Source organism: Mycolicibacterium lutetiense (assembly GCF_017876775.1).
In the GTDB taxonomy this organism is placed as follows: Bacteria; Actinomycetota; Actinomycetes; order Mycobacteriales; family Mycobacteriaceae; genus Mycobacterium; species Mycobacterium lutetiense.
Genome location: NZ_JAGIOP010000002.1, coordinates 2,197,040 through 2,219,328, shown reverse-complemented (window position 1 = coordinate 2,219,328; position 22,289 = coordinate 2,197,040). Strand labels below are relative to the sequence as shown.

Annotated in this window: 16 protein-coding genes and 2 pseudogenes; 12 read left to right on the top strand and 6 right to left on the bottom strand. The window is 63.5% G+C overall.

Annotated elements, in window-relative coordinates; all coding sequences use genetic code 11:
• Positions 1-34: 34 nt before the first annotated feature.
• Both JOF57_RS20015 and JOF57_RS20010 read left to right on the top strand, forming a co-directional pair.
• Positions 35-1,864: an AAA family ATPase gene (locus JOF57_RS20015; RefSeq protein WP_209919294.1), complete on the top strand. Its 1,830-nt coding sequence runs from the start codon at positions 35-37 to the stop codon at positions 1,862-1,864.
• A gap of 23 nt (positions 1,865-1,887) precedes the next feature.
• Positions 1,888-3,141 carry a 5-methylcytosine restriction system specificity protein McrC gene (locus JOF57_RS20010; RefSeq protein WP_209919292.1) on the top strand — a complete coding sequence of 418 codons (1,254 nt, stop codon included), beginning with the start codon at positions 1,888-1,890 and terminating at the stop codon, positions 3,139-3,141.
• 236 nt (positions 3,142-3,377) lie between these two features.
• Here the strand turns inward: JOF57_RS20010 and JOF57_RS20005 are convergent, their stop codons facing one another.
• Complete coding sequence (locus JOF57_RS20005; protein ID WP_209919290.1) at positions 3,378-5,291, bottom strand: lipase family protein; 1,914 nt, start codon at positions 5,289-5,291, stop codon at positions 3,378-3,380.
• 206 nt (positions 5,292-5,497) lie between these two features.
• On the opposite strand from JOF57_RS20005, the gene JOF57_RS20000 reads away from it, so the two are divergent.
• From JOF57_RS20000 to JOF57_RS19985, 4 genes are all read left to right on the top strand, one after another.
• The gene (locus JOF57_RS20000) at positions 5,498-6,997 is read left to right on the top strand and encodes an SIR2 family protein (protein ID WP_209919288.1); all 1,500 of its coding nucleotides are present in this window, start codon (positions 5,498-5,500) and stop codon (positions 6,995-6,997) included.
• 168 nt (positions 6,998-7,165) lie between these two features.
• Positions 7,166-7,552, top strand: coding sequence for a hypothetical protein (locus JOF57_RS19995; protein ID WP_209919286.1), 387 nt, complete (start codon positions 7,166-7,168; stop codon positions 7,550-7,552).
• A 216-nt stretch (positions 7,553-7,768) separates the two neighbouring features.
• Positions 7,769-8,158: a hypothetical protein gene (locus tag JOF57_RS19990; RefSeq protein WP_209919284.1), complete on the top strand. Its 390-nt coding sequence runs from the start codon at positions 7,769-7,771 to the stop codon at positions 8,156-8,158.
• Between the two features lie 194 nt (positions 8,159-8,352).
• The gene (locus tag JOF57_RS19985; RefSeq protein WP_307870056.1) at positions 8,353-9,252 is read left to right on the top strand and encodes a hypothetical protein; all 900 of its coding nucleotides are present in this window, start codon (positions 8,353-8,355) and stop codon (positions 9,250-9,252) included.
• A 383-nt stretch (positions 9,253-9,635) separates the two neighbouring features.
• On the opposite strand, the gene JOF57_RS19980 is transcribed toward JOF57_RS19985, so the two are convergent.
• The 3 genes from JOF57_RS19980 to JOF57_RS19970 all read right to left on the bottom strand — a co-directional run bounded on the left by JOF57_RS19980 (position 9,636) and on the right by JOF57_RS19970 (position 11,737).
• Positions 9,636-10,163, bottom strand: a complete 528-nt coding sequence (locus JOF57_RS19980) for a hypothetical protein (RefSeq protein ID WP_209919282.1) — start codon at positions 10,161-10,163, stop codon at positions 9,636-9,638.
• On the bottom strand, positions 10,160-10,699 hold the full coding sequence (locus tag JOF57_RS19975) for a hypothetical protein (RefSeq protein WP_209919280.1): 540 nt from the start codon (positions 10,697-10,699) through the stop codon (positions 10,160-10,162). The genes JOF57_RS19980 and JOF57_RS19975 overlap by 4 nt, the downstream gene beginning before the upstream one ends.
• Before the next feature lie 339 nt (positions 10,700-11,038).
• Positions 11,039-11,737 (bottom strand): endonuclease/exonuclease/phosphatase family protein, encoded by a 699-nt coding sequence (locus tag JOF57_RS19970; protein ID WP_209919279.1) that lies wholly within the window; start codon positions 11,735-11,737, stop codon positions 11,039-11,041.
• A 151-nt stretch (positions 11,738-11,888) separates the two neighbouring features.
• Here JOF57_RS19970 and JOF57_RS19965 point away from each other — a divergent pair, with 151 nt between their 5' ends.
• Together JOF57_RS19965 and JOF57_RS19960 are read left to right on the top strand one after the other, a co-directional pair.
• Positions 11,889-12,851: a ribonuclease H family protein gene (locus tag JOF57_RS19965; protein WP_209919276.1), complete on the top strand. Its 963-nt coding sequence runs from the start codon at positions 11,889-11,891 to the stop codon at positions 12,849-12,851.
• A gap of 105 nt (positions 12,852-12,956) precedes the next feature.
• Entirely contained in the window at positions 12,957-14,624 is a 1,668-nt protein-coding gene (locus tag JOF57_RS19960; protein WP_209919274.1) for an SWIM zinc finger family protein, read from the top strand.
• A 121-nt stretch (positions 14,625-14,745) separates the two neighbouring features.
• Here the strand turns inward: JOF57_RS19960 and JOF57_RS19955 are convergent, their stop codons facing one another.
• Positions 14,746-15,747 (bottom strand): Fic family protein, encoded by a 1,002-nt coding sequence (locus tag JOF57_RS19955; protein WP_307870055.1) that lies wholly within the window; start codon positions 15,745-15,747, stop codon positions 14,746-14,748.
• A gap of 180 nt (positions 15,748-15,927) precedes the next feature.
• On the opposite strand from JOF57_RS19955, the pseudogene JOF57_RS31015 reads away from it, so the two are divergent.
• From JOF57_RS31015 to JOF57_RS19935, 3 genes and pseudogenes are all read left to right on the top strand, one after another.
• Positions 15,928-16,880, top strand: a pseudogene (locus tag JOF57_RS31015) (IS3 family transposase); the annotation flags it as partial.
• A 122-nt stretch (positions 16,881-17,002) separates the two neighbouring features.
• Positions 17,003-18,352 (top strand): IS30 family transposase, encoded by a 1,350-nt coding sequence (locus JOF57_RS19940; protein WP_234713714.1) that lies wholly within the window; start codon positions 17,003-17,005, stop codon positions 18,350-18,352.
• Between the two features lie 4 nt (positions 18,353-18,356).
• A pseudogene (locus tag JOF57_RS19935) lies at positions 18,357-18,680 on the top strand (integrase core domain-containing protein); the annotation flags it as partial.
• Between the two features lie 73 nt (positions 18,681-18,753).
• On the opposite strand, the gene JOF57_RS19930 reads toward JOF57_RS19935, so the two are convergent.
• Entirely contained in the window at positions 18,754-20,763 is a 2,010-nt protein-coding gene (locus JOF57_RS19930; RefSeq protein WP_209919272.1) for an OPT family oligopeptide transporter, read from the bottom strand.
• 146 nt (positions 20,764-20,909) lie between these two features.
• Between JOF57_RS19930 and JOF57_RS31010 the strand changes: the two genes are divergently transcribed.
• Complete coding sequence (locus tag JOF57_RS31010; RefSeq protein WP_234938188.1) at positions 20,910-21,764, top strand: hypothetical protein; 855 nt, start codon at positions 20,910-20,912, stop codon at positions 21,762-21,764.
• Positions 21,765-22,289: the final 525 nt, after the last annotated feature.

The following is a 22,289-nucleotide window of genomic DNA, read 5'->3' as shown; positions in this document are numbered from 1 at the left end:
AGCTGTCAAGCGCAGACCGCACCCCTGACGACCAATGGCACGTTACGTAGACGCAAAGTCCTCCCGAAAGCTCATTGATTCGCTTGTCGATGAGTGGAAGCAATCATGCCTGCTTGAGTCCGGCTCGCTGCTGTTCTCGGACCGCGCGGTATGGACTGCGGCGCACCTAAACGACCTCCGAGAGCGATTGGTGGTCAACCCGATTCTCGGTGCGGACCAGAGCTTCGGGCAGAAACTCGCGCACCAGCTCGATACCGCGAGCGACGATGTGAAGTGGCTCGCCGTAGAGCTGTTGACGATTTACTTCCTGATCTCACGTGGTGGAATCAGCCCTTCGCTCAAGAAGTCCACGCTGAAAGCGGTTGCACCCGGGGGCCAGCCGGATCCTGCCGGATGGCAGCGAATCATCGACACCATGGACGAGGGGATCGCCAACCCTGGCGTTGGTTACAACATCAATCGGGACCAGCAGCTCGGATATCTCATCGATTTTTGCCTACGGTTCAAGGCCATCGGCGAACAGGACAAACAACGTGAACTGCTCGACGACCCTTGGAAGCTCCGTGATTTCGCTGACGATGTCAGTGAGGGCATCGCTGTGCGCGAGATGCGCCATGTTGTGCTGCACTTGCTCCGCCCAGACGATTTCGAACGGATCTCCAGTCGCACTCACAAGAGGAACATCGTCGATGCATTTGCCAAGGAGTTTCTGGCCGACGACGTAACGGGCGACGTCGATGAACAACTTCTCATGATCCGTAAGCGGCTCGTCGAGCTGGCGGTGACGACGGAAGGCAACGGCGATGTCATCGATTTCTACTACCCACCGCTGCGAGCGATCTGGGATCCCGGTGCCGACCAGGCTGACGGTTCGAGCGACCTCGATCTGTTTCTATACAAGAAGCAGATGGTGCTCTTCGGTGCGCCAGGTACCGGCAAGACTTATCGAACTCGACAACTAGCCGACCAAATCATTCGGCGAGTTGCGCTGGAAAAATGGGGCGCGGCCAAGTTCTTCACCGAGCAAGACCAGCTCGCCAAGTACGTCGATGCCAATACGCACTGGGTGCAGCTGCACCCGGGGTACGGCTACGAGGACTTCATCCGCGGGCTGAGGCTTGCCGGCGATGGCAGCACGGTGTTCGTGGCGGGGCTGCTTCCACGGCTGGTCGCAAAGATGACCGCTGTTCCTGAGCCGGAACGGCTTCCGGTTGTCCTGGTGCTTGATGAGATCAACCGATGCGACGTCAGCCGTTTGTTCGGGGAGGCATTCAGCTTGCTGGAGAACCGCGGTTCCTCAGTGCTGCTGCCGGGAATCGACGAGAACAGCGAACCTGTCGAACTGGCATTACCCGACAACTTGTATGTGATCGGGACAATGAACCTGATTGACCAATCAGTTGAAGAGCTCGACTTCGCGCTGCGGCGAAGGTTCTTCTGGCGGCCAGTCACGTTCGACTCCAGTGTGATTCTTGCGGTGAACGAAGAAAGGTGGGCCACGCAGGGTTCCAAGAAGTGGGGTTGGGACAGGGCCGTGACCGACATGACCAAGCTCGCTGAGCACGCCGAACTGCTGAACAAGGCAATCAGTGCCTCGCCGCATCTCGGACCACAATATGAGCTTGGGCAGTCCTATTACTTCGACACCGCGTTCTTTGTCGGGAACTGGCTGCGTGGTCGAAAGTCGTTGAGCGGTGGTGTGCTCTGGACAAAGGCAGGCGCGCCCCGGCCGCCGTTGACGGACTTGTGGAGATTCTCGCTGGAGCCGTTGGTCATGCAGTATCTCGCCGGCCTCGACATCGATGTGGCTACCGCCGAATGTGAACGGCTGAAGGCAGTCCTCATGACCGGCAAAGAGGCATGAATTGCCCTGTAGTTCTTCGTGACTTGTCGTCACACGCCGCCGCTGATCCGGACGAGGACCAATGGCTGGCCCGCCTTGCGGACCATCTGGTCGACGACCAGCATGTGATTCGACTGAGCGACGCCATGGGCCGCCGCACCGATGACGAGGACGACCCCGCGCTCTCGCGAGGGGCGGACGGAATGTGGTGGACGGGGCGGTATATAGGAGAGCTCCGCTTCGAAGACCGTGAACTGCGGATAGAGCCCCGCCTTGGCATCGATGTGATTGGCGCCTGGCTCGCATATGCGCTCAATGTGACTGCAGTGCCGAACACGGCGACGAAAGCATCCGATGGACCGCTGATCGTTCAGATCATCGACCGGGTATGGTCATCCGCTGTCGCCGATGCTGCCCGACACGGGACACCCCGGTTGCGTCGTGCCACTCACCACGACAACGTATTTGTTCGTGGCCGTCTCGATATTGCCGGCACTGTCCGGCATCGCGCCGCAGGGCGGCCGTTGGTGACGATGGAGCGCAACGAGCGTGACCTGCACAACCCGGTGTCGCGAGTGTTGGTGCTGGCCGACCGCGTACTGAGGTCGCTCCTATCAGGCAAGCCAACGTGGCGTCCCGCGCTTACCGAGAACGTCCTCGGACATCTCCGTGGAGCGGTCGGTGCGCACCCGCAGCTACCAGATCGTGCGGAGCTTCGCGCGGTTCGGTACACACCCATCAGCCGCCGTTATCAGCGTGTTGCCCAACTTTCTTACGAGATTGCGCGCCGCCAAGGGCATTTCACGTCAGCGAAGAGTTCCGACGTGTCCGGTGTGCTAATTGATGTCGCGGAGCTCTGGGAGCTGTTCCTCGTGCACTGTGCACGAATAGCCTTCGGCCCGAGCCACGTAGAACACGGCACAGCTGAGCGCGAAGGTGCCTACCTGTTGCGGTCAACCGGCGGCTTGGCGTCGCTGGGGCGGCTCAAACCCGACATTCTGGTACGGGATTCTGACGGCAACTTGCGGGCGGTGATCGATGCCAAATACAAGCGCCTTCGGTCATGGGCGGGCAGCCCGAGCGGTGTCGATCGTGGCGATCTGTACCAACTCGCCGCATATTTGGCCGGCCATGAGGTCCCGTTGGGCGTGCTAGCGTACCCACCAAGCGATAGCGATTCTGCTGCAGGCCACCTCAATGGGCCATGGAAGACCCGGGAAGGCCAAACGGCACGCTTCGAGCGGATTCCGGCGACCGCTGTAGATGCCTCGAAATACCTTGCCGCGTTGCTTGGTTGAGCAGACGATCCAGAGTTTGGATGACGGTATGGCAATAGGAATAGCGGTCCGGCAGGGCGCTTCGAAGGGACAGTTTTTCGCACTCAGATCGACTGCAACTTGCTCCGAAACGCAGCGGATCCGCCGTGCAGTGTAGGTGCTTCTGCTCGACCCATCAGGACGGATGGTGATTGATATCGTCGGCCATGGAACCAATGCTCTGACAGTCCGTACTCGTCATGTAGAAGATGCCGCTGCTAGGAAGTGCACTCCAGTGACTTCGGCTCCCCATCTGTAATCGCAGTCGGCGACAACCCTTTCTCGATCATGAACTGAAGCAGGGCATTCACGGCGAACTGTGCCGCGGTCAGCTGCGAGATCTTCGGCGACTTTGGATCATTGAACGCCTTGAGGCGGTTGAGAATCGCCGAGATATGGCATTCGAAATCAGTGAGCTGATACCAAAGTGCGGAATCGTGTGGCAGGTCGAGCATCTTGCGGGCGTGCTCGGTCGCCACGCGCATCATCAGCTTTTCCAGATTGGGCGCAGCGGCTTCTGCCGGTGATCCGCTGACGGCTGCGGCCGCGGTCGTTGCGGCGCCCGTACCTGCCAGACCGCCGAGCATTGCCAAGCCTCCGACCATGCCGCCGGGGCCGAACGCTGCCAAGCCGCCCGTGATCGCGGCCGCTCCGAATGCTCCTGCGGGAGCGGCCACCGCGAGGCCAACGGGTCCGGCGGCGATCAGGGCGACGCCTGCGGCCGCTGTTAGGACTCGTCCCCACGGGACGCCACCTTTGCCGCTGACACGGGCTTGGACTTCGTCGATGGCTCTGGCAACAGTCTTACCGATCTGGCGTTGAAAGCCGAGTTCGACAGCGATGTCGGCTAGCGCGAGCTTCGGTGCGTCACTCGGGTCGATCTCGTACGGCGTGACACAGTTGGTGAGGGCCAGAACGACTAGTTCCCCCACAGCTTCATGGATCTCCCAACGGTGTGGGAGACGGGGCAGGATGCCGTTGCTGAGTTCCACCATCTCAGGCGAAAGCAATTGGCCGGTTGCTGCCTGTTGGGTGAGCTGGGCAGCGAGGTCATCCCGCAGGATCTTGAGCGTGGCGCGATACCTGTCGGCCCGCTCGGCATCTTTGATGTTGTGTGCCACTGCTTCTGCGAAGTGTTGAAGGAGGAGGGTGGATGCCTCTGCCTCGTTCATACGAACCGCGATATCGGCAGCTGCCCGCACGACATCTTTAGGCGGGTAGAGGGCTGCTGCGACGACGCTCACCACGGCCGCGTCGCCGAGGTAGGTGGCGGCATCGTGGCCGCTGATGCCGTTGAGAATGAAGTCCTGCGCGCCGGGGAATGTGCTGGCCAAGCCGCGGCCACCGGTCACGATGTCGCGGACATTGAGGAAGTTTGACCAGTCATCGACGCGGGCGTACGGGAATCTCTTGAGTAGCCGTTCACTGCCGTCGTGGAGTGCACGGATGCTGGCCGGGCTCCCGATAGTGACGAAACGTCGAACTTTGACCTCATCCGGAAGGTGATCGAGTAGGTCGATGGCGACGACCGATCCGAGACTATGGGCGATCAGCATGATGTCGCCATAGGACGGTAGGAAATCCAGGATGTGGTTCATGACGTCGGCACGAACTTTGTCGTCGCGGACATAGCGACGCACCTGATCGAGATCAAGGATCGGCAGCCGCGTGAACACCGTCTCAGGAACTGCGTCCCAAACGGCGTCGGGAATTGCGTTGAAACCAAAGGCCCGCACATCGCGGTACCAGTGCAAGAGGCGCTGAACGTTCGCCTGACGACGTTCGAACTCGCGCCGTGCAGTCGCCTCATTCTTAGGCGGCTTATACGTCTGTGGTGGTAGCTTTCCGTTCCGGCCGCCGGTCTTGAGATACGAGCTGTAACGGGGCGCAACCACTTGTTCACGATCCAGCAGCGGGTGCCCTGCTTGCGCGAGACCTCGGTTCAGTCCATCGAGCCATTCGAACTTGGGGTCACCGTCACCAATGCCGTGCAGAAATACGACCTTCATCCAGTGCGTCCCTTCGTCCTGACGGCTCGCCGACAGCGAGCGCCGACGGTCGAGTATGGACCAGCGGACCGACACGTGTGCGCAAAAGACCATTTCAGATGACAATGCGTAGTCGCTCGACATGTTGTCCCACCCTGACGTTGCTGAATGACCCCGCGTGCGGGCGCGTCCACGTTTGCGCGACGTGCCGCTGGCATCGATGGTTCGGGCATCGAGTCTGCTGGGCGTTGCAGCACCAAGCGGGCCATCCCTCCGCCGCTACCTCATTGTGCGCCAGTGGTTCCCATTGGGCCGCTCTATGTCCCGCGTCCTGACTAGGGTGTTTGTTCGTGGGGCACCTATTCGTCGCCCAGGGCGATCTGACCAAACTGGCGTGCGACGCGGTGCTGATTCCCTGTGACTCCCGGCTGAATGTGAACCGCGCGTGGTCGAACGTTCTGCCATCCGGCCTCCCGGCGGGAGATGCAGGGTGGCTGCGACTCCCCGGAAGCTGTAACGCCAATGGGACCGTCGCGCTGGATGACCACGATGGCAGAAAAGTGCGCGCCTTCATCGCCGTCGAAGGACGCACGACGCCAGACGATGTGGTTCGCCGCATGTGGACTGCCATCGACCACGTGTCACAGGGCTTGGAGGCCGGCGATGGGCGGGCACGTCCGCTTATAGGAGTTCCGGTGCCGGGAACGGGGGAAGGCGGGCTGAGCGGCCGACGCGGCGAAGTGATCGACAAATTGCTCGAGCAGTATCGCGAGGTCGAGCAGTCATGCGACATCGCACTGATCCTGTTCGATCAGAGGGACTTTGCAGCGACTCAGAACCGACGGGATCCGAACCGTGATTGGTCAGAACTGTCCGACGAACTGATCTCAGAGGCGGACCGTCTCGGTGAGATGGGCAGGCACGGTCAGCTCTCATTGTTCGTAGGGTCAGGCGTATCCCGGCCAGCCGGCCTGCCCGACTGGACATTGCTTCTGCAGCGACTGGCAGACGAAGCGGGCCGTTCACATCCTGCCCACGAGACGGCACCCGAGGATGCCGCAACTGAGGTTGTGGCCCAGCTGGGAGACAGGTACCACGGGCTTCTGTCTGGGCTGCTCGACGTTCCACGCCATGCGATCGGACATGCGTTGTTGGCAAGCCTGCGGGTACAGAAGATGGTCACGACGAACTTCGATCCCTGTCTGGAGCTTGCGCTCGACTCCGTGATGTCCAGTGAATACCGCGTCCTCGCACGCCAACTCGCCGACGGAAGTCTTCCGTGGCTGCTTAAGCTGAACGGTGACATCAGGGTCCCCAAATCCGTTGTGTTGACCCGCGAAGAATTTGATCGGCACGAGGCGGAAAGCCAGGCATTACGGGGCGTGGTTCAGGGTCTGCTGCTCACCAGCCACCTGTTGTTCGTCGGCTATAGCTTCCGAGAACAGAGCTTTCTGGAGTTGGCGAGCGAGGTCACCAAAGTTCGAAAGCGAGCACTCTGCGAAGACTGGAATCGGGCTGGCACCGCGATCGCACTCATGGACAGCGCCGTCGCAGACTTCGGCTACCAGGATCTGTACTCAGTATCGATGGGTGCGACGTCGTACGTCGAGGGGTCGCGCCGGCTGGAGATATTTTTGGACCGTCTCTCCTGGAAGGCGGCGTCCAGCGACGAACGCGCCGCTCAGTATCTTCTGGACGACGACTACAAGAGTGGCTTGCGTGCGAATGAGCGGGCACTGCGCGATGCCGTCTACGAATTTCTGCACACCGTCGAACCCGCGGCGAAGACGAGTCCGGGATGGTCGCGGATCGCTGAGACTCTCAGAGGGATGGGCGCGACCACCGACTAGGAGGTGGTGAGATGCCTTGTGCGGCAACGCGCCAATCTTGTCGGCGCGCAGCCAACCTGCCCCGTGCACCTCGGCGGCTCGACGGGGTTCGCTGCATCGACCGATTTCACAACCGCCGACGCCTGGCCGGCCTGACAGACGTCAAAGAAATCCTGCAAGAATAGGGCGATGTCCGACGGGCCGATCTTTGTCGATGTGGTGAACCCGACGCCGGCGGAGATCCGCACCTGGGCATACAGCGGAGCGTTTGAGCCGATGCAGGACTGGGATCTCATCGTCGCCGACATCGACAACCTGGAGTTGCTCTTGGAGCTTATCGGCGACCGAGCGTGCCCTGCCCGAGAATATCTACTCGACTGCTTGTATTGCCTGGTCGGTCATTCGAATCTCAGTGACCCACGTCTGTTGAGTGCCGGCGAGGCGGCCCGGGCATCGTCGGATGCGTGGATCGCGACGTGGGGCCGGCGCATCTGTCACGTCGCTAAACATGCCTCCGATTTCCAACGTGCGGATTGGTGTGGCCGGGGCGGTTATCGGTCCGACCCGGACGGATAAGGTCTCGGCGGCTACTCGCGACTAGGCATCGTCGAACTCTTGTGGCACTTCCAATCCGGTGTGGATGAGAGAGAAGTGGTTCGCGGTCCAGCGGCAGGCTCGTCATACCAACTGAAACCCTGCGTTGCTGTTTCGCAAGGTTGTCGGTGGTCTCTGTCAATCTGTCCGGCTGGCCTGAACACAGGCTGTGCCATTGATTGCGAGAGGATATGGACAGTGACCCATCTGCAGGATGGCCGCAAGACTACGGTCGAACTCGACGACGAGCTGTTGGAGCGCATCACGGAAGTGGCCTCCGGAAGCGATGTCATCCAGACGTTGAGTAACAAGCGCACCAACTGGATGACGTCGTTCGACCGTGCAGGCGTATGGGTGGAGACCGAGCGGTCCCGGGCGCGTGCGTCCGGACCTCAGCTAGTGCCGGCGTGGATGATCGTGGTCGCCTGGGAACAGTTGTGTAAGAACGGAACTCTCAGCCACATCGAACTGCTGAACTACCTGAACATCAAGCGGTCGGCGTTCGTCTGCGCGTTGCTCGCCCAGTTCCCTGATGTCGTGGTGGTGCAAGACCGCCCGACCGTCCTGGAAAGAATCACCAACCCGTGAAACGCCCAACTAGGACGCCGAGGCGCGGCCGAGAGTATCGGCGCTCAAACGTATTGATGACGACCGCCTCCAGTGGCTGGCGATCAGCCGACGCGCGGGCAGTCATCGACCGATGCAAGGTGGACGTTTGATCCCGGATCGGCGGATATTTCTGGCGAATTGGCGTCGCATGGACGAGTATCTGGAGGTATGTGGTGAGCAGCAATAAGAGCTCCTCGGGCGTGGGTGGCCTGATCTTCTTCGTCTTCGTGCTCATCGCGCTGGTCCCGAAGCCGGTGTGGATCGCACTCGGCGTCGTCACTGTGGTGTCTGTGGTGGGGTGGGCCGGCTACCAGATTGTCGTTGCACTGGAGCAACGCAGCTATGAGGCGCAGGAACGCGCTCGTATCGAGCAGGCGGCGCTGGCTGCGGATGCCAAACATCAACGCGAAGAACGGATCCGCAAGGAGAAGCAACGGCGCATCGATACGCTCGGCAAGCAGAACGCCGGGCTCGTGGAGTCCGCACTGAGCGCGGTGAAGCAGGTGACCGCGTCCGAAGCCGCCCGCGCCGGATGGTTGGGTGACGTCGACTTCAGCGCCGACGTCAAGGCGATCACCGACAACTTTGAGAAGGCACACGCGCTGCGCGGGGTGATCGGAAAGTTGTCGGCATTGGACAAGCCCAGCGCCGAGGATCGCAAGATTCTCGCCGAGGCGAAGACCACTGCCGCCAACCTGGAACTCGTTGCGATCGAACGGGTGGAACTCGTCGGCAAATGCGCCAAGGAAGCCCAGCTCATCGACAAATCACTACGGACCGAACGTGAGGACGCCCGGGTCGCCGAACAACGCGCCGAGCTGCACGCGAAGCTGAGCGGCATGCTCTACGGCATTGAGGCCACCCCAGAAGCCTCGCAGCAGGATTCGGCGGTAGATGGGGTGATGGCGCGCGTGCAGGCCTACCGGGAGATCAAGAACCAGATTCAACAAGCCCGTGACGGGGGGAGCCGCGTAGCTGCGGCGCGCGCCGAGGACGCCAGCAGTCACCGGGCCGTCGTCCCGCGGACCCATCCCGGCAGGAACCCGATGTCCAACCGCGCACTCGACTTATAGCCCGACCACGTCGCAATCCCCGGCGGCTGGCTCGCGTAGACCCCGCGGGCCGCAGCCACTACCCGGTTGTATTCAGTGGTCCAACGGATTTCGCTGGCGATCTGCTCCAGCTTCGCCTGATCGCGCCTCAGCACCTCCGTGACGATTTCTACCGCCGGCAGCGCGTGCCGTTTGTCGGTGTTACACCGCGCGCAGGCCAGCACGAGGTTGGCCAGGCCGCATAGCGACTGGACCACCGAATGGGTCCCCCTCAGCAGGTGGAACCCACTTCCCAAGCCGAAGGCACGGTCAACACGGTGCCGTTGAAGGTTCCTACCGCCGACGTACCACGGCGGACCGGACCGGCGGCAACCGTGGCGAACGTAAACTCCACGAGGAGTTCGTCAGCTGCCGCGGTTGACCGCTGCCTCATGAATGGCGGTCTTGAGTTCGTCGTATGTGCACTGGTGCGGACCGAGGGCTATCAGCGGTCCGAGACGAATCTGCTTCTGCTGCGGTACTTTACGGTTGAGAACACTCGTCGGCAGTACATAAAACGTCCATTGCGCGACGTCGAGCGGGTCGACATGTTCACGCTCCGTACCGTTGAGCAGACAGAAGACGTACACGGCGGCGCTCCGCTCCGCACTGGCCCCATAGGTGTTCGTGCCGGCGTCCCAGCCCATTGCGGGGCTGATGCCGAACGAGATCGTCGAAGGCCGGGTTTCCCACGATTGCAAGTAGGCAGCCGATTTCACCTCTACCCCGACACCGTCGATTTCGAGGTCGTGCTTGTGCCATTCGACGCGTTTCGTGTCGAGGGTGCCCAGTGCTTTGGCCACGATGTACTCGGCCAGCACACCACGGGTGGTGTTAGCGAGTAGGTCGTCGTACGCCCACTCGTGGAACTCCTGTGGGTTCAGTCGAGTCATCGTCGAGTCCTCATCGCTTGAGCAGTTCCCTTTCCCAGTACGGTCGTCACTTTGTGCCGGTCGATGTCGTCGAGGGTTAGCACCGCTTCGGGTCGGGTGATCCGCTTGATGTCCCCGGCAGTCGGCTGCGGCACCAGCAGTGCCAGTTCGCGCGCCTCATAAACGTCGATGTTTGTGTGTATCCACTGGCACTGATCGGTGAGCTCGTGGTCGACGCTCACGAACCAGTTCGCCATGAATACTTGCAGGTACGGGATCAATGTCGACACCTTGCGCCGGGCCAGCGCCGACCGCGCATCAGGCCGGGTGAATGCGAGCCAGGCGAGTGCTCCACTGTCGGCGTCGGTGAGCTTCCAGAACACCCGGCCGTTGTGCGCCAGGACATTCGACGATCGGGTGGCGGCGATCTCCTGTCCGATTTCGCGGGCCAGCCTTCTGTAGTCGGGAAGAGTGTCGGTGTAGTTGGGAACACTCTCGAAGTAGTCGTGCGGCCGTTGGTCGCGCCGTCCCAGGCGCTCGCCGCGAACGTCGTCCATCGATCGCATCCCCTCATCCGGCGAAACCACTGCGCCCGCTTGTCGGCCATCGTCGAGTCGCCTGGCTCCGCGAACTGAGCCCCGCCGGGTTCACCCTACAGTGGACCACGACCCATCAACCCCAAGCCGCATAGCGACGGGACCACCGAATGGGTCCCCCGCGCTCGTACCCGCGCACAGCGAGGTCAACGGTCCCCATGTCGGAGCTCATGTAGAACGTGATTGTCACGCGAACACGCTGCGGTTCAGCCGTTTTCGAACCACGGATGATGCTTAGCGGCCACCGGGTACATGGCTCACGCTTTCGGTTGCTCATGGTCTCCTTCTGTTGGTTGGCTTCTAGTCGAACGAGGCCACGAGCGCCGAGTGGTCGGTCTCGCCGGCAAGCCGCGGTGCATGGTCGAATTGGCACGCCACCACACGCTCTGCGAACTCTGGCGCGGCGAAGATGTAGTCGAGGCGAAACCCGTTGTCGCCGGGGCGGCTGAACCAGGAGTACTCGCGGGCGGTCGGGTGCAGCGACCGCCACACGTCGGTGTATCCGGTGGCGATCAAACGGCCGGGCATTTCCGGTCCGATGAACTTCGTCCCCTTGGGATCTTTGTCGAGATCGTTGTTGCCCGTGTTGAAGTCGCCGATGAGCAGGTCGATGCCGCTGCGGCGGGCACGGTCGATCAACGCCTCCCAGTAGGGCAGCTTCGCGTGGGCCTGCGGCAGGTAGACGCCGCAGACGAGAGTCCCGTCGAACTCCGCGCACCACAGGTGCCGGCCGGGCAGATCCCGGGTGAACGGGGCCGCCCGGTCGATGGGGGCGCGGGAAGCGATGAGCACGGTGTTCTGCTTCGGCTCGGCCATGGGATGTGTGGTCGTATATCCGGCGCGTTCGAGTTGGGCGACCAGAGCGGTGCCCGCGTCGTTGGCCCGGAACTCGGTCACGACGAGCAGGTCGGCGTCATAGCCGAGCAGTCGCGTGCTGAGTGCTGCACCGAACTTGCTGCCACCGTGGCGGATGTTCAGTGTCGCGATGCGGATCGTCATGCCGGAGTCCTCTCGCTCGGCATGGAATCTCCAGCGAGCCGATCAGTATGAAGAGGGGCACCGACAACTCGGTCGAGCCCGACTCACGCGCCGATGCACTGTCGGTGGGCACCTCTACTGTCTCCCCATCGAAACCCGCGGGAGGTGAGACATGGTGCAGGTGCCTCAGGCCCGGCCCAGGCGCGTCGACCTGGTGTTCGCGCGCCCGCGCCCGGCCGAGTCGATCGCGATCGCGGTCGCCGAGACGGCGTTCGGTTACCGGTATGCCGCGGTCGGGGAGTCCTGGTCGTGTGCAGGAGTGGTGGCGGCGCCCAATCCCGAGGTGGCGGTGCTCGATGCCATCGGCGTGGTCTGCGCCGGGCACGAGGGGCCGGAGCGGTTGCGGTTCGTCGTGAACCTGACCTGTGGCAGCCCGCTGTGGCGCTACGCCGGGCAGATCTCCGAGGCGGCAGGCGACTGGTGGATCGAGCGTCCCGACCATGCCGATCGCTCATTGCTGGCAGCGGCCGTCGCGAGCGTGCAGAATGCCTACCCGGCACAGCCGGTACCGCTCCCATCGCCACGCGCGGTCGACGGCGGGCCCGTCACCGTGGCGACCGACGGCTCCGTGCGTCAACAGCACGCCGGGTTCGGCTGGCTCACCTCGTCCGGGGACTACGGACTGGCCGGATATCGGTCGTCGTCCAAACGGGTCGGTACCGAACCGGTGCTCGTCGCCGAGCTGCGGGCGATCGGCGCCGCGGTGTCCGCGTTACCCCGCCATCACCTGACGGTGTTGTCCGACAGCCAACACGCGATCGCCATGGTGAACGGCTGGAAGCGCGGCCAGCCGGCCATGCCTGCCGAGTACCCAGCAGAACAGCCCGCTCGCGAACACTGCCTGTACGCCGCCCGGCGCCGCATTTATGCCGAGCGCGATCGGATCGAAATACGATGGGTGCCTGGGCATTCCGGCGTTCCGTTGAACGAGGGGGCGGACGCGTTGGCGCGGTTGGGCTCTCGCTACCGACGCGGCGACGCCGATCTCGACGACGACGAGTGCCACCGCCGCGCCGCGGGAATCGCGCAGGCGTTCGCCGCGGAGTTCTGCCGGGTCGCCAGTGTGCCGGCGTAGTGTGGTCACCCTCAACGGCGCACCGGGGAGCGTGACCGCATCGGGCGATGACGCGCAGTGATACACCATTGCCACGGTGCCACCTGAATCGGGCACCATGGGCACATGTCGCTATCTGAATCGACGCTGCTGACCGTCGCCGGCGATTTGATCTATGCCCGCGGCGAAGACTACGTCCGATATGTCCGCGGGCTACGGACCACGGAGTCCAAGGCGTACGCGTCGATCCAGGCCAAGCGGGTTTACACCGTCGAGCTTGACTGGTCCGGCCCGCTGCCCGACGGATACTGCACGTGCCCGCACCATGCCGACGGCAACTTCTGCAAGCACCTGGTCGCGACCGGGCTCGCCGCGATCGACAGCGGACGCGTCGCCGTCGACGACGTCACCGCCGGTACTGCGGATGACCTGCTGGAAGCTGCCGTGCAGTCGATGAACGTCGACGAACTACGGGAGCTGGTCCTGACCATCGCGCAGCGCGACGGCGGAGTGCGGCGCATGCTGGAGATTCGCGCCACCGCGACCTCCGGTGACGACACCCAGGTCAAAGCCGAGTTGGAAGCCTATGTGCGAAACATGTTGGAGTTTCGCGGCTTTGTCGACTACCGACGTTCGTTTGACGTCGCGAAGGACGCCGGTGAAATGCTCGACGAGCTCGAGACGCATGTGAACGGCGGGGCCGCCGAGATCGCGCGGCCGGCGTTGCTGCGGGCGGTCACCCGGTTGCGCAAGCTCCTCGGACAGGTCGACGACTCTGCGGGCGTGATCGGTGACCAATGTCAGCGCGCCGCCGAGCTCTACGCGCAGGCCTGTCGGCTGGGCCGGCCCGATCCGGTCAAACTTGCGACCTGGCTTGTGAAATTCCGCGCGGACTCACCGGGATGGCCGAATGTGGTCTTGGCGGATTTCGTCGACGCGTTCGACGAGAAGGCGCTCGGAACCTACCGCCGCGCTGTGGCGGCGCTGGACCGAAAGCTGGCCGGCACAGACCATTTCAAGCGTTTTGAGGTTGACACGATGCTGCTGGAGCTAGCCGATCACGACGGCGATCTCGACCGGGCCGTCGACCTGCTCAGCCAGGGGGAACACGTCAAATTCGGTGCGATCGTCGACCGGTTGCACGCCGCCGGACGCGTCGAAGACGCGACGGCATGGATGGATCGCGCAGTGGCAGAGGGGCGCATCAGCAGCCACGGCGGCGGCAACGACTACTGGCTGAGCCCCGACCAGGTCGCCCAGACGTATAAGAAATTGGGTCGCATCGACGACGCGGTGGATGCCCTTCGCGCAGACTTCGTCCGTCAGCCGTCGGTCGGCACCTACCGTGCCCTCCTCGACTTCGCAGTCAGCATCGACCACGTTGATACCGAACGTAGTTGGGCTGTGGATCACGCGCATCGCCTGGCCGAGACGGACCGCTTCGCCCTTGGCACGGTTCTGGTGCAACTGCACATGAGCGACGGCGACATGGACGCCGCCTGGCAGGCCGCCGACCGCTACGGAGCAGGTGGGGCGTGGCGAGAACTGGCGGTCCGAGGCGCCGAGACTCGACCGATCGCCGCCGCAGACCTGTATCGGCCCGCACTCGAAAAAGATCTGCGCTATCCCAACTCCAAGATCTATCCGGACATCGCCGAGACCCTGGCGACGATGGCGGCACTGTATGAACGGGGCGGTCGCCGTGACGATTTCGCGTCGTTCATCGCGCAGATCCGCCAGGACTACGGCAAACGACCTTCGCTGATGAAAGCGCTGGACGCCAAGCGGCTCTGAGTCGTGGCGCCGCCCGCGGCGATACGTTACCGGCGCACTCCTGTGGCGATCCGCCCCCCGAGGTCCTCCAGTTCATCGAGTACCAAACCGGCACCCCAGATCTGGTCTCGCTTCCGATCGGTCAATGCGCGGAGAACGCCGGCTTCGCATAGCCGGCCGATGGCGTCGAACACGCTGCTTCGTGGCGCGTCGACCAGAGCGACCGCGTCATCCGAAGACAGAATCGGTGTGCAGGCAACACATTCAGGAGCTTGGCGGCAGCGCTGCCGCGTCGCACGGGGCCCGTCAATTCCCGCCACTGGTCGGGGATTTCGTGCAGGTGTTGCGCTGTGCTCCGCGATTCGGCCGAGGCGATTCGGGCGGATCGTACGAAGGTGCGCAGTAGTGGAGCAATTTCACCGGAGCGATAGCTGCCCAGCACGTCGAAGTAGTCGTCACGGCGCGCGACCAATGCCGAGGCCAGAGGCACCACCACACGAGTAGTGGTTCCTCGACGCCGCAAGATGGTGTTGATGAGGGCGCGACCGATGCGGCCGTTGCCGTCGGTGAAGGGATGGATCGACTCGAACTGCGCATGTGCGATGGCAGCTTGTAACAACACCGGCATGTCGTCGCGGTTGGCGAAGGTGATGAGGTCGTTCATATAGCCCTGCACCGTTTCCGGTGGCGGCGGGATGTAGAGCGCACCTCGTGGGGAGAAGTCGCTGCCACCGATCCAGTTCTGCACGGTGCGGAGTTCACCTGCCGCCGAAGATTCCGAGCGATCGCCGCACATGAGCGCTGCGTGGGCCGAAGTGATTGCGGAAAGGCAGATGGGTCTGTTCGAGCCGACCGCCCCGATCATTGCCTCCAGTGCGGAGGTCGCCGCAGCCATGGCAACAGCCGAGGAGTTCGCGCGGACACCGTGCAACGCGCGGGCATAGTCGTCGACGCTGGCTTCGATCTGCTCGATTTTCGATGACGCCACCGATTCGGTGTGGAGCAGCAGAGTGCCCAATGCTGACAGGTCGTCGGCGTAGGTGCCGTCGAGCTTGGTGATCTCGGATGTCGCCGCTTCCAGATCAGCCGCGGTTTCTGAGCTGAGAGCGATTGCGCGGTCCGCGATGAGCGGGGGCAACGACACAACGATTGAGTGGAGCATGCGAGCGTCGCGTGTGCCGCCGCGGTGTGCCTGTGCCCAATCGCGGGGTTCCTGGCGATGCAGTGGCCATGCATGTCCTGCTGACGTCATGACCCTCCTAACTCGGACTGAATCACCCCGGGTTTGATGCACACCTTCTTTCGAGGGAAGGTAGTTCGCATCATGCCGAAGAGATACGACGAGGAGTTCAAGGCCCGAGCGGTCCGGTTGGTCACTGACCATCTCGAGGAGTACGACACCCGCACCGCCTGCATCACCGCGGTCGCCAAGCGGTTGGGAGTGTCCTACGAAACGCTGCGGCGGTGGATCAACCAAACTGAGGTCGATACCGGGGTCCGCGACGGGGTATCCACCGACATCTCGCGCGAGAACCGGGAACTCAAGCGTAAGAATCGTGAGCTTGAGGAAACGATCGAAATCCTCAAGGCGGCAACAAGTTTCTTCGCGCGGGAGAGCGACCCGCGACGCCGTTGATCTGTGCGTTCATCGCCGAGCATCGTGCTCGGTTCGGGGTCGCTCCGATCTGCCGCGTGCTCACTGAGCACGGCTGCAAGATCGCTCCGAGAACCTTCTACGCCTGGCTGTCGCGGCCCCCGTCAGCGCGGGCCTTGTGGGACACCGTCATCACCGAGGTGATGGCCGGCTACTACGAGCCCGACGAGGCGGGCCGCCGCAAGCCGGAGTCGTTGTACGGCGCGGTCAAGATGTGGGCTCACCTGCAACGCCAGGGCATCACGGTGGCCCGCTGCACCGTGGAACGCCTCATGCGGGCCAACGGATGGCAGGGGGTGACCCGGCGCAAAAAGGTCCGCACCACGATCGCTGACCCGGCCGCAGCCCGCGCTGCGGATCTGGTCAAACGCCGGTTCCGGGTGCCCGCCCCCAACATGCTGCTCGTCGCCGATTTCACCTACGTGCGACTCGCCTCTGGGGTGTTCGTCTACACCGCGTTCGCCATCGATGCCTACGCGGGGCGGATCGTGGGCTGGACGTGCTCGGCCAGCAAGGAGGATCGGTTCGTACGCCAAGCCATCCGGCACGCCGCGCTACTCAGAATGAGTCAGGGCAATCCGTTGCTGGGCAACACTATTCATCATAGTGATGCGGGGTCGCAGGGCGGATTCAACTGGTCGTCGCAACACCTTGATCACGGAGGTGTGGTGTGGCCAAGCGTAAGGACGCGGAATCGGTTGGTAGGCGACGGCAGTGGGCGGCTGACCGTGCGTTGCGGCCTGCGATGCGCTCACCAGGGCGCCCGGACCCGTCGCGGTCGGTGCAGCGTCAGTTTTGGCGGCTGATCGCCCAGGGTGTCTCCACCGACGACGCAGCCGCAGAGGTCGGCGTGTCGACACCGGTGGCGACCAGGTGGTTCCACCACGCTGGCGGCATGACGCCGATCAGTCTGGATGAGCCCACGGGCCGGTATCTGTCGTTCGCCGAGCGGGAGGAGATCGCACTGCTACGCGCCCAGGGCGCCGGGGTGCGTGAGATCGCCCGCGAGATCAAGCGTGACCCCTCGACAGTTTCGCGGGAACTGCGGCGCAACGCAGCCACCCGCAGCGGCACGCAGGTGTACCGCGCAGGGGTGGCGCAGTGGAAGGCCCAGCAAGCAGCAAAGCGCCCGAAACCCGCGAAACTGGCAGTCAACCCGCAGCTGCGTGAGTACGTGCAGCAGCGGCTCGATGGCAGTGTCCGCGGACCCGACGGCACCGCCGTCGCAGGTCCGCAGACCAAGGCCTGGAACGGCCGCAACAAGCCGCACCGACAAGACCGACGGTGGTCGACAGCATGGAGCCCGGAACAGATTGCCCACCGCTTACCGCTGGATTTCCCCGATGATGAGTCCATGCGCATCAGCCATGAGGCGATCTATCAGTCCTTGTTCATCGAGGGGCGTGGGGCGCTCAAACGGGAATTGGTCGCGTGCCTGCGGACCGGTCGTGCGCTGCGGGTCCCGCGGGCCAGGACACAGAACAAACCGCAGGGACATGTCACCGCGGACGTCGTGATCAGCAAACGCCCTGCCGAAGCCGCCGATCGCGCAGTTCCTGGGCATTGGGAGGGTGATTTGATCATCGGTGCGGGCCGGTCGGCGATTGCCACCGTGGTGGAACGCAAGAGCCGCTCGGTGATGCTGGTTCACCTTCCCCGCCTCGAGGGGTGGGGTCTGGCGCCGCCGGTGAAGAACGGGCCGGCGCTCAGCGGCTACGGCGCCGAGGCGATGAACGCTGCCCTGATCGCCTCACTGGCACAGCTACCCAAGCAGCTGCGTCAGACGTTGACATGGGACCGCGGCAAAGAGTTGGCCGCGCACGCCCAGTTCACCTTCGACACCGGAACGAAGGTGTTTTTCGCCGACCCGCACTCGCCATGGCAGCGGCCTACCAACGAGAACACCAATGGCGTTCTGCGTCAGTACTTTCCGAAAGGCACCGACTTATCTCGATGGTCGGCTCAAGACCTCGAAGCGGTCGCACTGACGCTCAACAACCGACCCCGAAAGGTCCTCGGCTGGAAGACTCCCGCCGAAGTCTTTGCCCAACAGCTACACTCACTCCAACAACCCGGTGTTGCAACGACCGATTGAACCCGCCCAGTACACCTCGGTGCGGTTCGGAGAAACCCTGTCCCTGTCGGGGCTGATCCCGTCAATCGGAACGGTCGGGGACGCCTTCGACAACGCCCTGGCCGAAACGACCATAGGGCTGTACAAAACCGAAGCCATCCGCGACGACTCGCCATTCCGACGGGGCCCGCTGCAACGGCTGGCCGACGTCGAGATGCTCACCGCCGACTGGGTGCACTGGTACAACACCGATCGGCTCATGCACCGCCTGGGCCGCATCCCACCGACCGAATACGAGGCCATCTACTACGCTACAAACACAGCCCAACCAGAGGCTGCACACCCATAACCACGTGTGCATCAAACCCGGGGCGATTCAGACTAACCCTGGCGCTAATCCGAGTTAAGTTAAATAAGTCAGATTAAGAACTGTTGGGGTCCGAGTTGCGCTTCGCCGGCTCGCGCGCAGACATCGTCTGCGTCCGCTTGTACAACCACAAAAGCACGGCCGCGAACCCGATCACCCCGATAACGGAGGCGAACGTCCCGTCGTTGCCGGTGAAGATCGCGAGCGGGTCGTCGCTTCCGGTGCCGGCGACGAACCCGGCGAAGACGACGCCGTAGAGGCTCTCGCCGACGATCATGCCGGTGGCCAGCAGCACGCCGAGGCGTTTCTTGCGTGCGGTGCCCGCCGCGGAGTCGCTGCGATCGGCCCACCGGTTGTAGAACCAGCCCAGCAGTGAGCCGAGTGGGATGATCAGCGTCAGGCTCATCGGCAGGTACATGCCCATCCCGACCGCCAGGGGTGGCAGGCTGAACCGGGTAGTGCGACACAGGATTTCGTCGACAATCACGATCCCCACCCCGATCGCCGCACCCAAGCCGATCAGCGACCAGTCGAGGGATCCGCCGAACACCCCTTTGGCCAGCGAGGAGATCAGCGCGGCCTGCGGCGCGGCCAGGGCATGGTCGGTGGCCCCCGGCGCGCCGAGGAAGCCGAAGGCGCGTTGCATCAGGTCGAGCACCGGCGGGATGACCGCCGACCCGAACAGAACCCCAATGATCAAGGCCACCTGCTGTTTCCAGGGTGTGGCGCCGACGAGTTGGCCGGTCTTGAGGTCTTGCAGGTTGTCGTTGGAGATGGTGGCCACGCCGAACGTGACGGCCGCGACGAACAGCGTGAAGGCCACCAGTGCGAGGGACTGGTCATCGTCGGCGCGGCCGAAGACCACCTTGATCAGCAGTGCGGCGATCATCACGGTCAGGATGCCTACCCCGGAGATGGGGCTGTTCGACGAGCCGATCAGGCCGGCCATGTAGCCGCACACCGCGGCGATGACCAGCCCGATGACGAAGACGAACACCAGGCTCGCCACGATGATCCCGGCCGAACTGCCCTGTAGTGCGGTGCCACGGGAGAATTCCCACAGCAGCGCCGCGATCGGAATCAGCATCGCCACGATCACCCCCACGACGAGGGGGAACGGGATGTCGCGTTGGGTGATGTCGACCAGTTGTCCGCCACGCCGGTCCCGGGCCGAGGCCATCGCCTCGGTGATGCCCTTGATGATCGGGCGCAGGATCTTCAGCAGCGTCCACACCGCGGCCACCGCGATCGCCCCGGCGCCGATGAACCGCACCTCGTGCACGAACACGCCGTCGATCACGTCGGCCACCGACTCACCGGTCCCGAACGTCCCGATGGTCCGGATCGGCAGCAGCACCCCGAAAGAGATGATCAATCCGACGAGCATCGCGATGCCGACCGTCATCCCGATCAGATGCCCCACCCCGATCAGCGCCAGCGACAGACTGGCGCCGAACATCGACCCGCCGACCCCGACGCGGAAGTAGGCCGCCACATAGTTGGCCAGCACCTTCAGGTTGGCCAACAGCCCGAATCCGGCCGATACCAGCGCGCCGAACGCGATGACCCGGATGCCGATGCGGTTCTCCTCGGCGCCACGCGTGCTGTCACCGACCTTGAGCACCTCGGCCGCGGCCACGCCTTCGGGATAGGGCAGATCCGAGCCGGTCACCAGGGCCCGCCGCAGCGGGATGGAGTACATGACGCCGAGCGTGCCGCCGACCGCGCACACGGCGGCGGTGATCCAGTACGGGAACCCGGTCCACCAGCCGATCATGATCAGCCCGGGCAGCACGAAGATGATCGCCGAGAGCGTGCCGGCCGCCGAGGCGACGGTCTGCACGATGTTGTTCTCGACGATGGAATGGTTGGCGAAATTGCGCAGGAGGGCCATCGAGATCACCGCGGCCGGGATGGCGGTGGCGAAGGTCAGGCCGACTTTGAGACCGAGATAGACGTTGGCCGCGGTGAACACCAGCGTGATCGCCCCGCCGAGCAGGATCCCGCGGAGGGTCAGTTCGCGCAGCGTCGGCGTGGTGGGGTTCGCGGAGCTTTCGACGGCCAACTCGGCATCCTCTCGGTTGCTGGTGAATACACGGTAGGCACTCAGCTGCCTCGGCGCGGCGCGATCGGCTCAGTTGGTGCGATCGTGTGCCCGACAGCTAACTTTGCGGACCGCGAATTGTCATAGTTCAATGGGATAATTGAGGTATGTCGCAAACGATTCACCACCGTCTCCACATCCTCGAAGCCGTCGATTGGAAGGACGGCATAATCACGCTGTTGGAGCCGCGCTCCCCGTATCGGCCGTGGCGTTACGCGTTCGGAGAGTCTCGTCCCGGCGACTACGCGGTCGTCGTGTTGGGCACCGATCCCGTCTCGGTGGTGACGCGGCTGGCTCGCATCGACCACGAGGGCGGCCTCGGCGGTGCGACGCTGAATCCGTACGGCGTCGATCTGGTGGACCTGGCCACGCTGGCGATGGTGCTCGACCTCAGCGATGCGTTCGTCAGCTGGCACCTCGATGATGACGACGCCGAGCGGGTCATCCTGGCCATTCACGAGAGCCCGGTGTACGGGGGACCGGAGAACCGCTGGGGCCATTCCTCGGTGGCGGCCGCACGCAATCTGCTCAAGTTCGACGGTGACTGCCACGGCTGTGGCGCGCCAATCGACCTCAGTGAAGCCGACGCCCGCGACCTGGTGCACATCCATACCGTCGACCCGCTGCCGCGTTGGCACCCGGATTCACCGATCCGAACTCCGGACAGTCCACGCATGCGCGGCCCCTTCCGCGCGGCGGTGCGGAGCGCCGCCAAGGACTGGCCGGCCGTCATCTGCCGACGCTGCCGAGACCGGATGCGCGACGGGAACTTCCGGTCGTTCATCGACTTCAAATTCGCCCAGAATCCCGAATGTCCGCAGTGCGGCGGGCAACGGACCCAGACGATTCGGTACGGCATGCCGGCTGATCCCGAGGCGTGGGGACCGTGGCTACACATCGGCGGCTGCTGTCCTACGGAGGAGAAATGGTGGTGCAGCGTGTGTGATCACGCGTGGGTGTGAGTGGTCGAGAGAAGTTGTCGGGGCACCGTGCCATTCTGGTCGGCTCAGACGAGGAAGGGTTTCGGACCAGATGACGTGGATTTGGGTCGCCGCCACCACGCTGACGACGTGGTTCATGGTCGGCATCTTGGCGCTCGGCGCGACGGTGTTCCGCAGCAGGCGCTGGGAACAGGATTTCGCGAAGGCCGCGAGCCGGGAACAGGAACGCCGCGGGCTCACCGACAGAAAGTTGACGGTTGACGAGCACGACGCCGTCGACACGATGGACGGGAACAAGCCCGCACATCCTGACAATCTCGGTGTTCCGTTCCGCGGTTTCGGACTGCGCGCAATCGCGGTTCTGGCCGGGTACAGCGACTCTCGGGAGTTGGCCATGCTCATCGCCGGCCGACGTAGGGAGCTACTCGGCCGGGCGCTGGCACGTCAATCCGCGCAGGCGCTTCGATTCGCAACGGCGCGCTGGACGGCCCGCGCCTGGATTCTGCAAAAGAGAATCAGCCGAATAGAATTGGCTGCCAAGGGAAT

What these genes read in the sequence shown, in the direction of transcription:
- JOF57_RS20015 (WP_209919294.1), top strand. Translation starts at nt 35, where the DNA reads ATGGCACGTTACGTAGACGCAAAGTCCTCCCGAAAGCTCATTGATTCG.
- JOF57_RS20005 (WP_209919290.1), bottom strand. Translation starts at nt 5,291, where the DNA reads ATGTCGAGCGACTACGCATTGTCATCTGAAATGGTCTTTTGCGCACAC.
- JOF57_RS19995 (WP_209919286.1), top strand. Translation starts at nt 7,166, where the DNA reads ATGTCCGACGGGCCGATCTTTGTCGATGTGGTGAACCCGACGCCGGCG.
- JOF57_RS19980 (WP_209919282.1), bottom strand. Translation starts at nt 10,163, where the DNA reads ATGACTCGACTGAACCCACAGGAGTTCCACGAGTGGGCGTACGACGAC.
- JOF57_RS19975 (WP_209919280.1), bottom strand. Translation starts at nt 10,699, where the DNA reads ATGGACGACGTTCGCGGCGAGCGCCTGGGACGGCGCGACCAACGGCCG.
- JOF57_RS19970 (WP_209919279.1), bottom strand. Translation starts at nt 11,737, where the DNA reads ATGACGATCCGCATCGCGACACTGAACATCCGCCACGGTGGCAGCAAG.
- JOF57_RS19965 (WP_209919276.1), top strand. Translation starts at nt 11,889, where the DNA reads ATGGTGCAGGTGCCTCAGGCCCGGCCCAGGCGCGTCGACCTGGTGTTC.
- JOF57_RS19960 (WP_209919274.1), top strand. Translation starts at nt 12,957, where the DNA reads ATGTCGCTATCTGAATCGACGCTGCTGACCGTCGCCGGCGATTTGATC.
- JOF57_RS19940 (WP_234713714.1), top strand. Translation starts at nt 17,003, where the DNA reads ATGCGCTCACCAGGGCGCCCGGACCCGTCGCGGTCGGTGCAGCGTCAG.
- JOF57_RS31010 (WP_234938188.1), top strand. Translation starts at nt 20,910, where the DNA reads ATGTCGCAAACGATTCACCACCGTCTCCACATCCTCGAAGCCGTCGAT.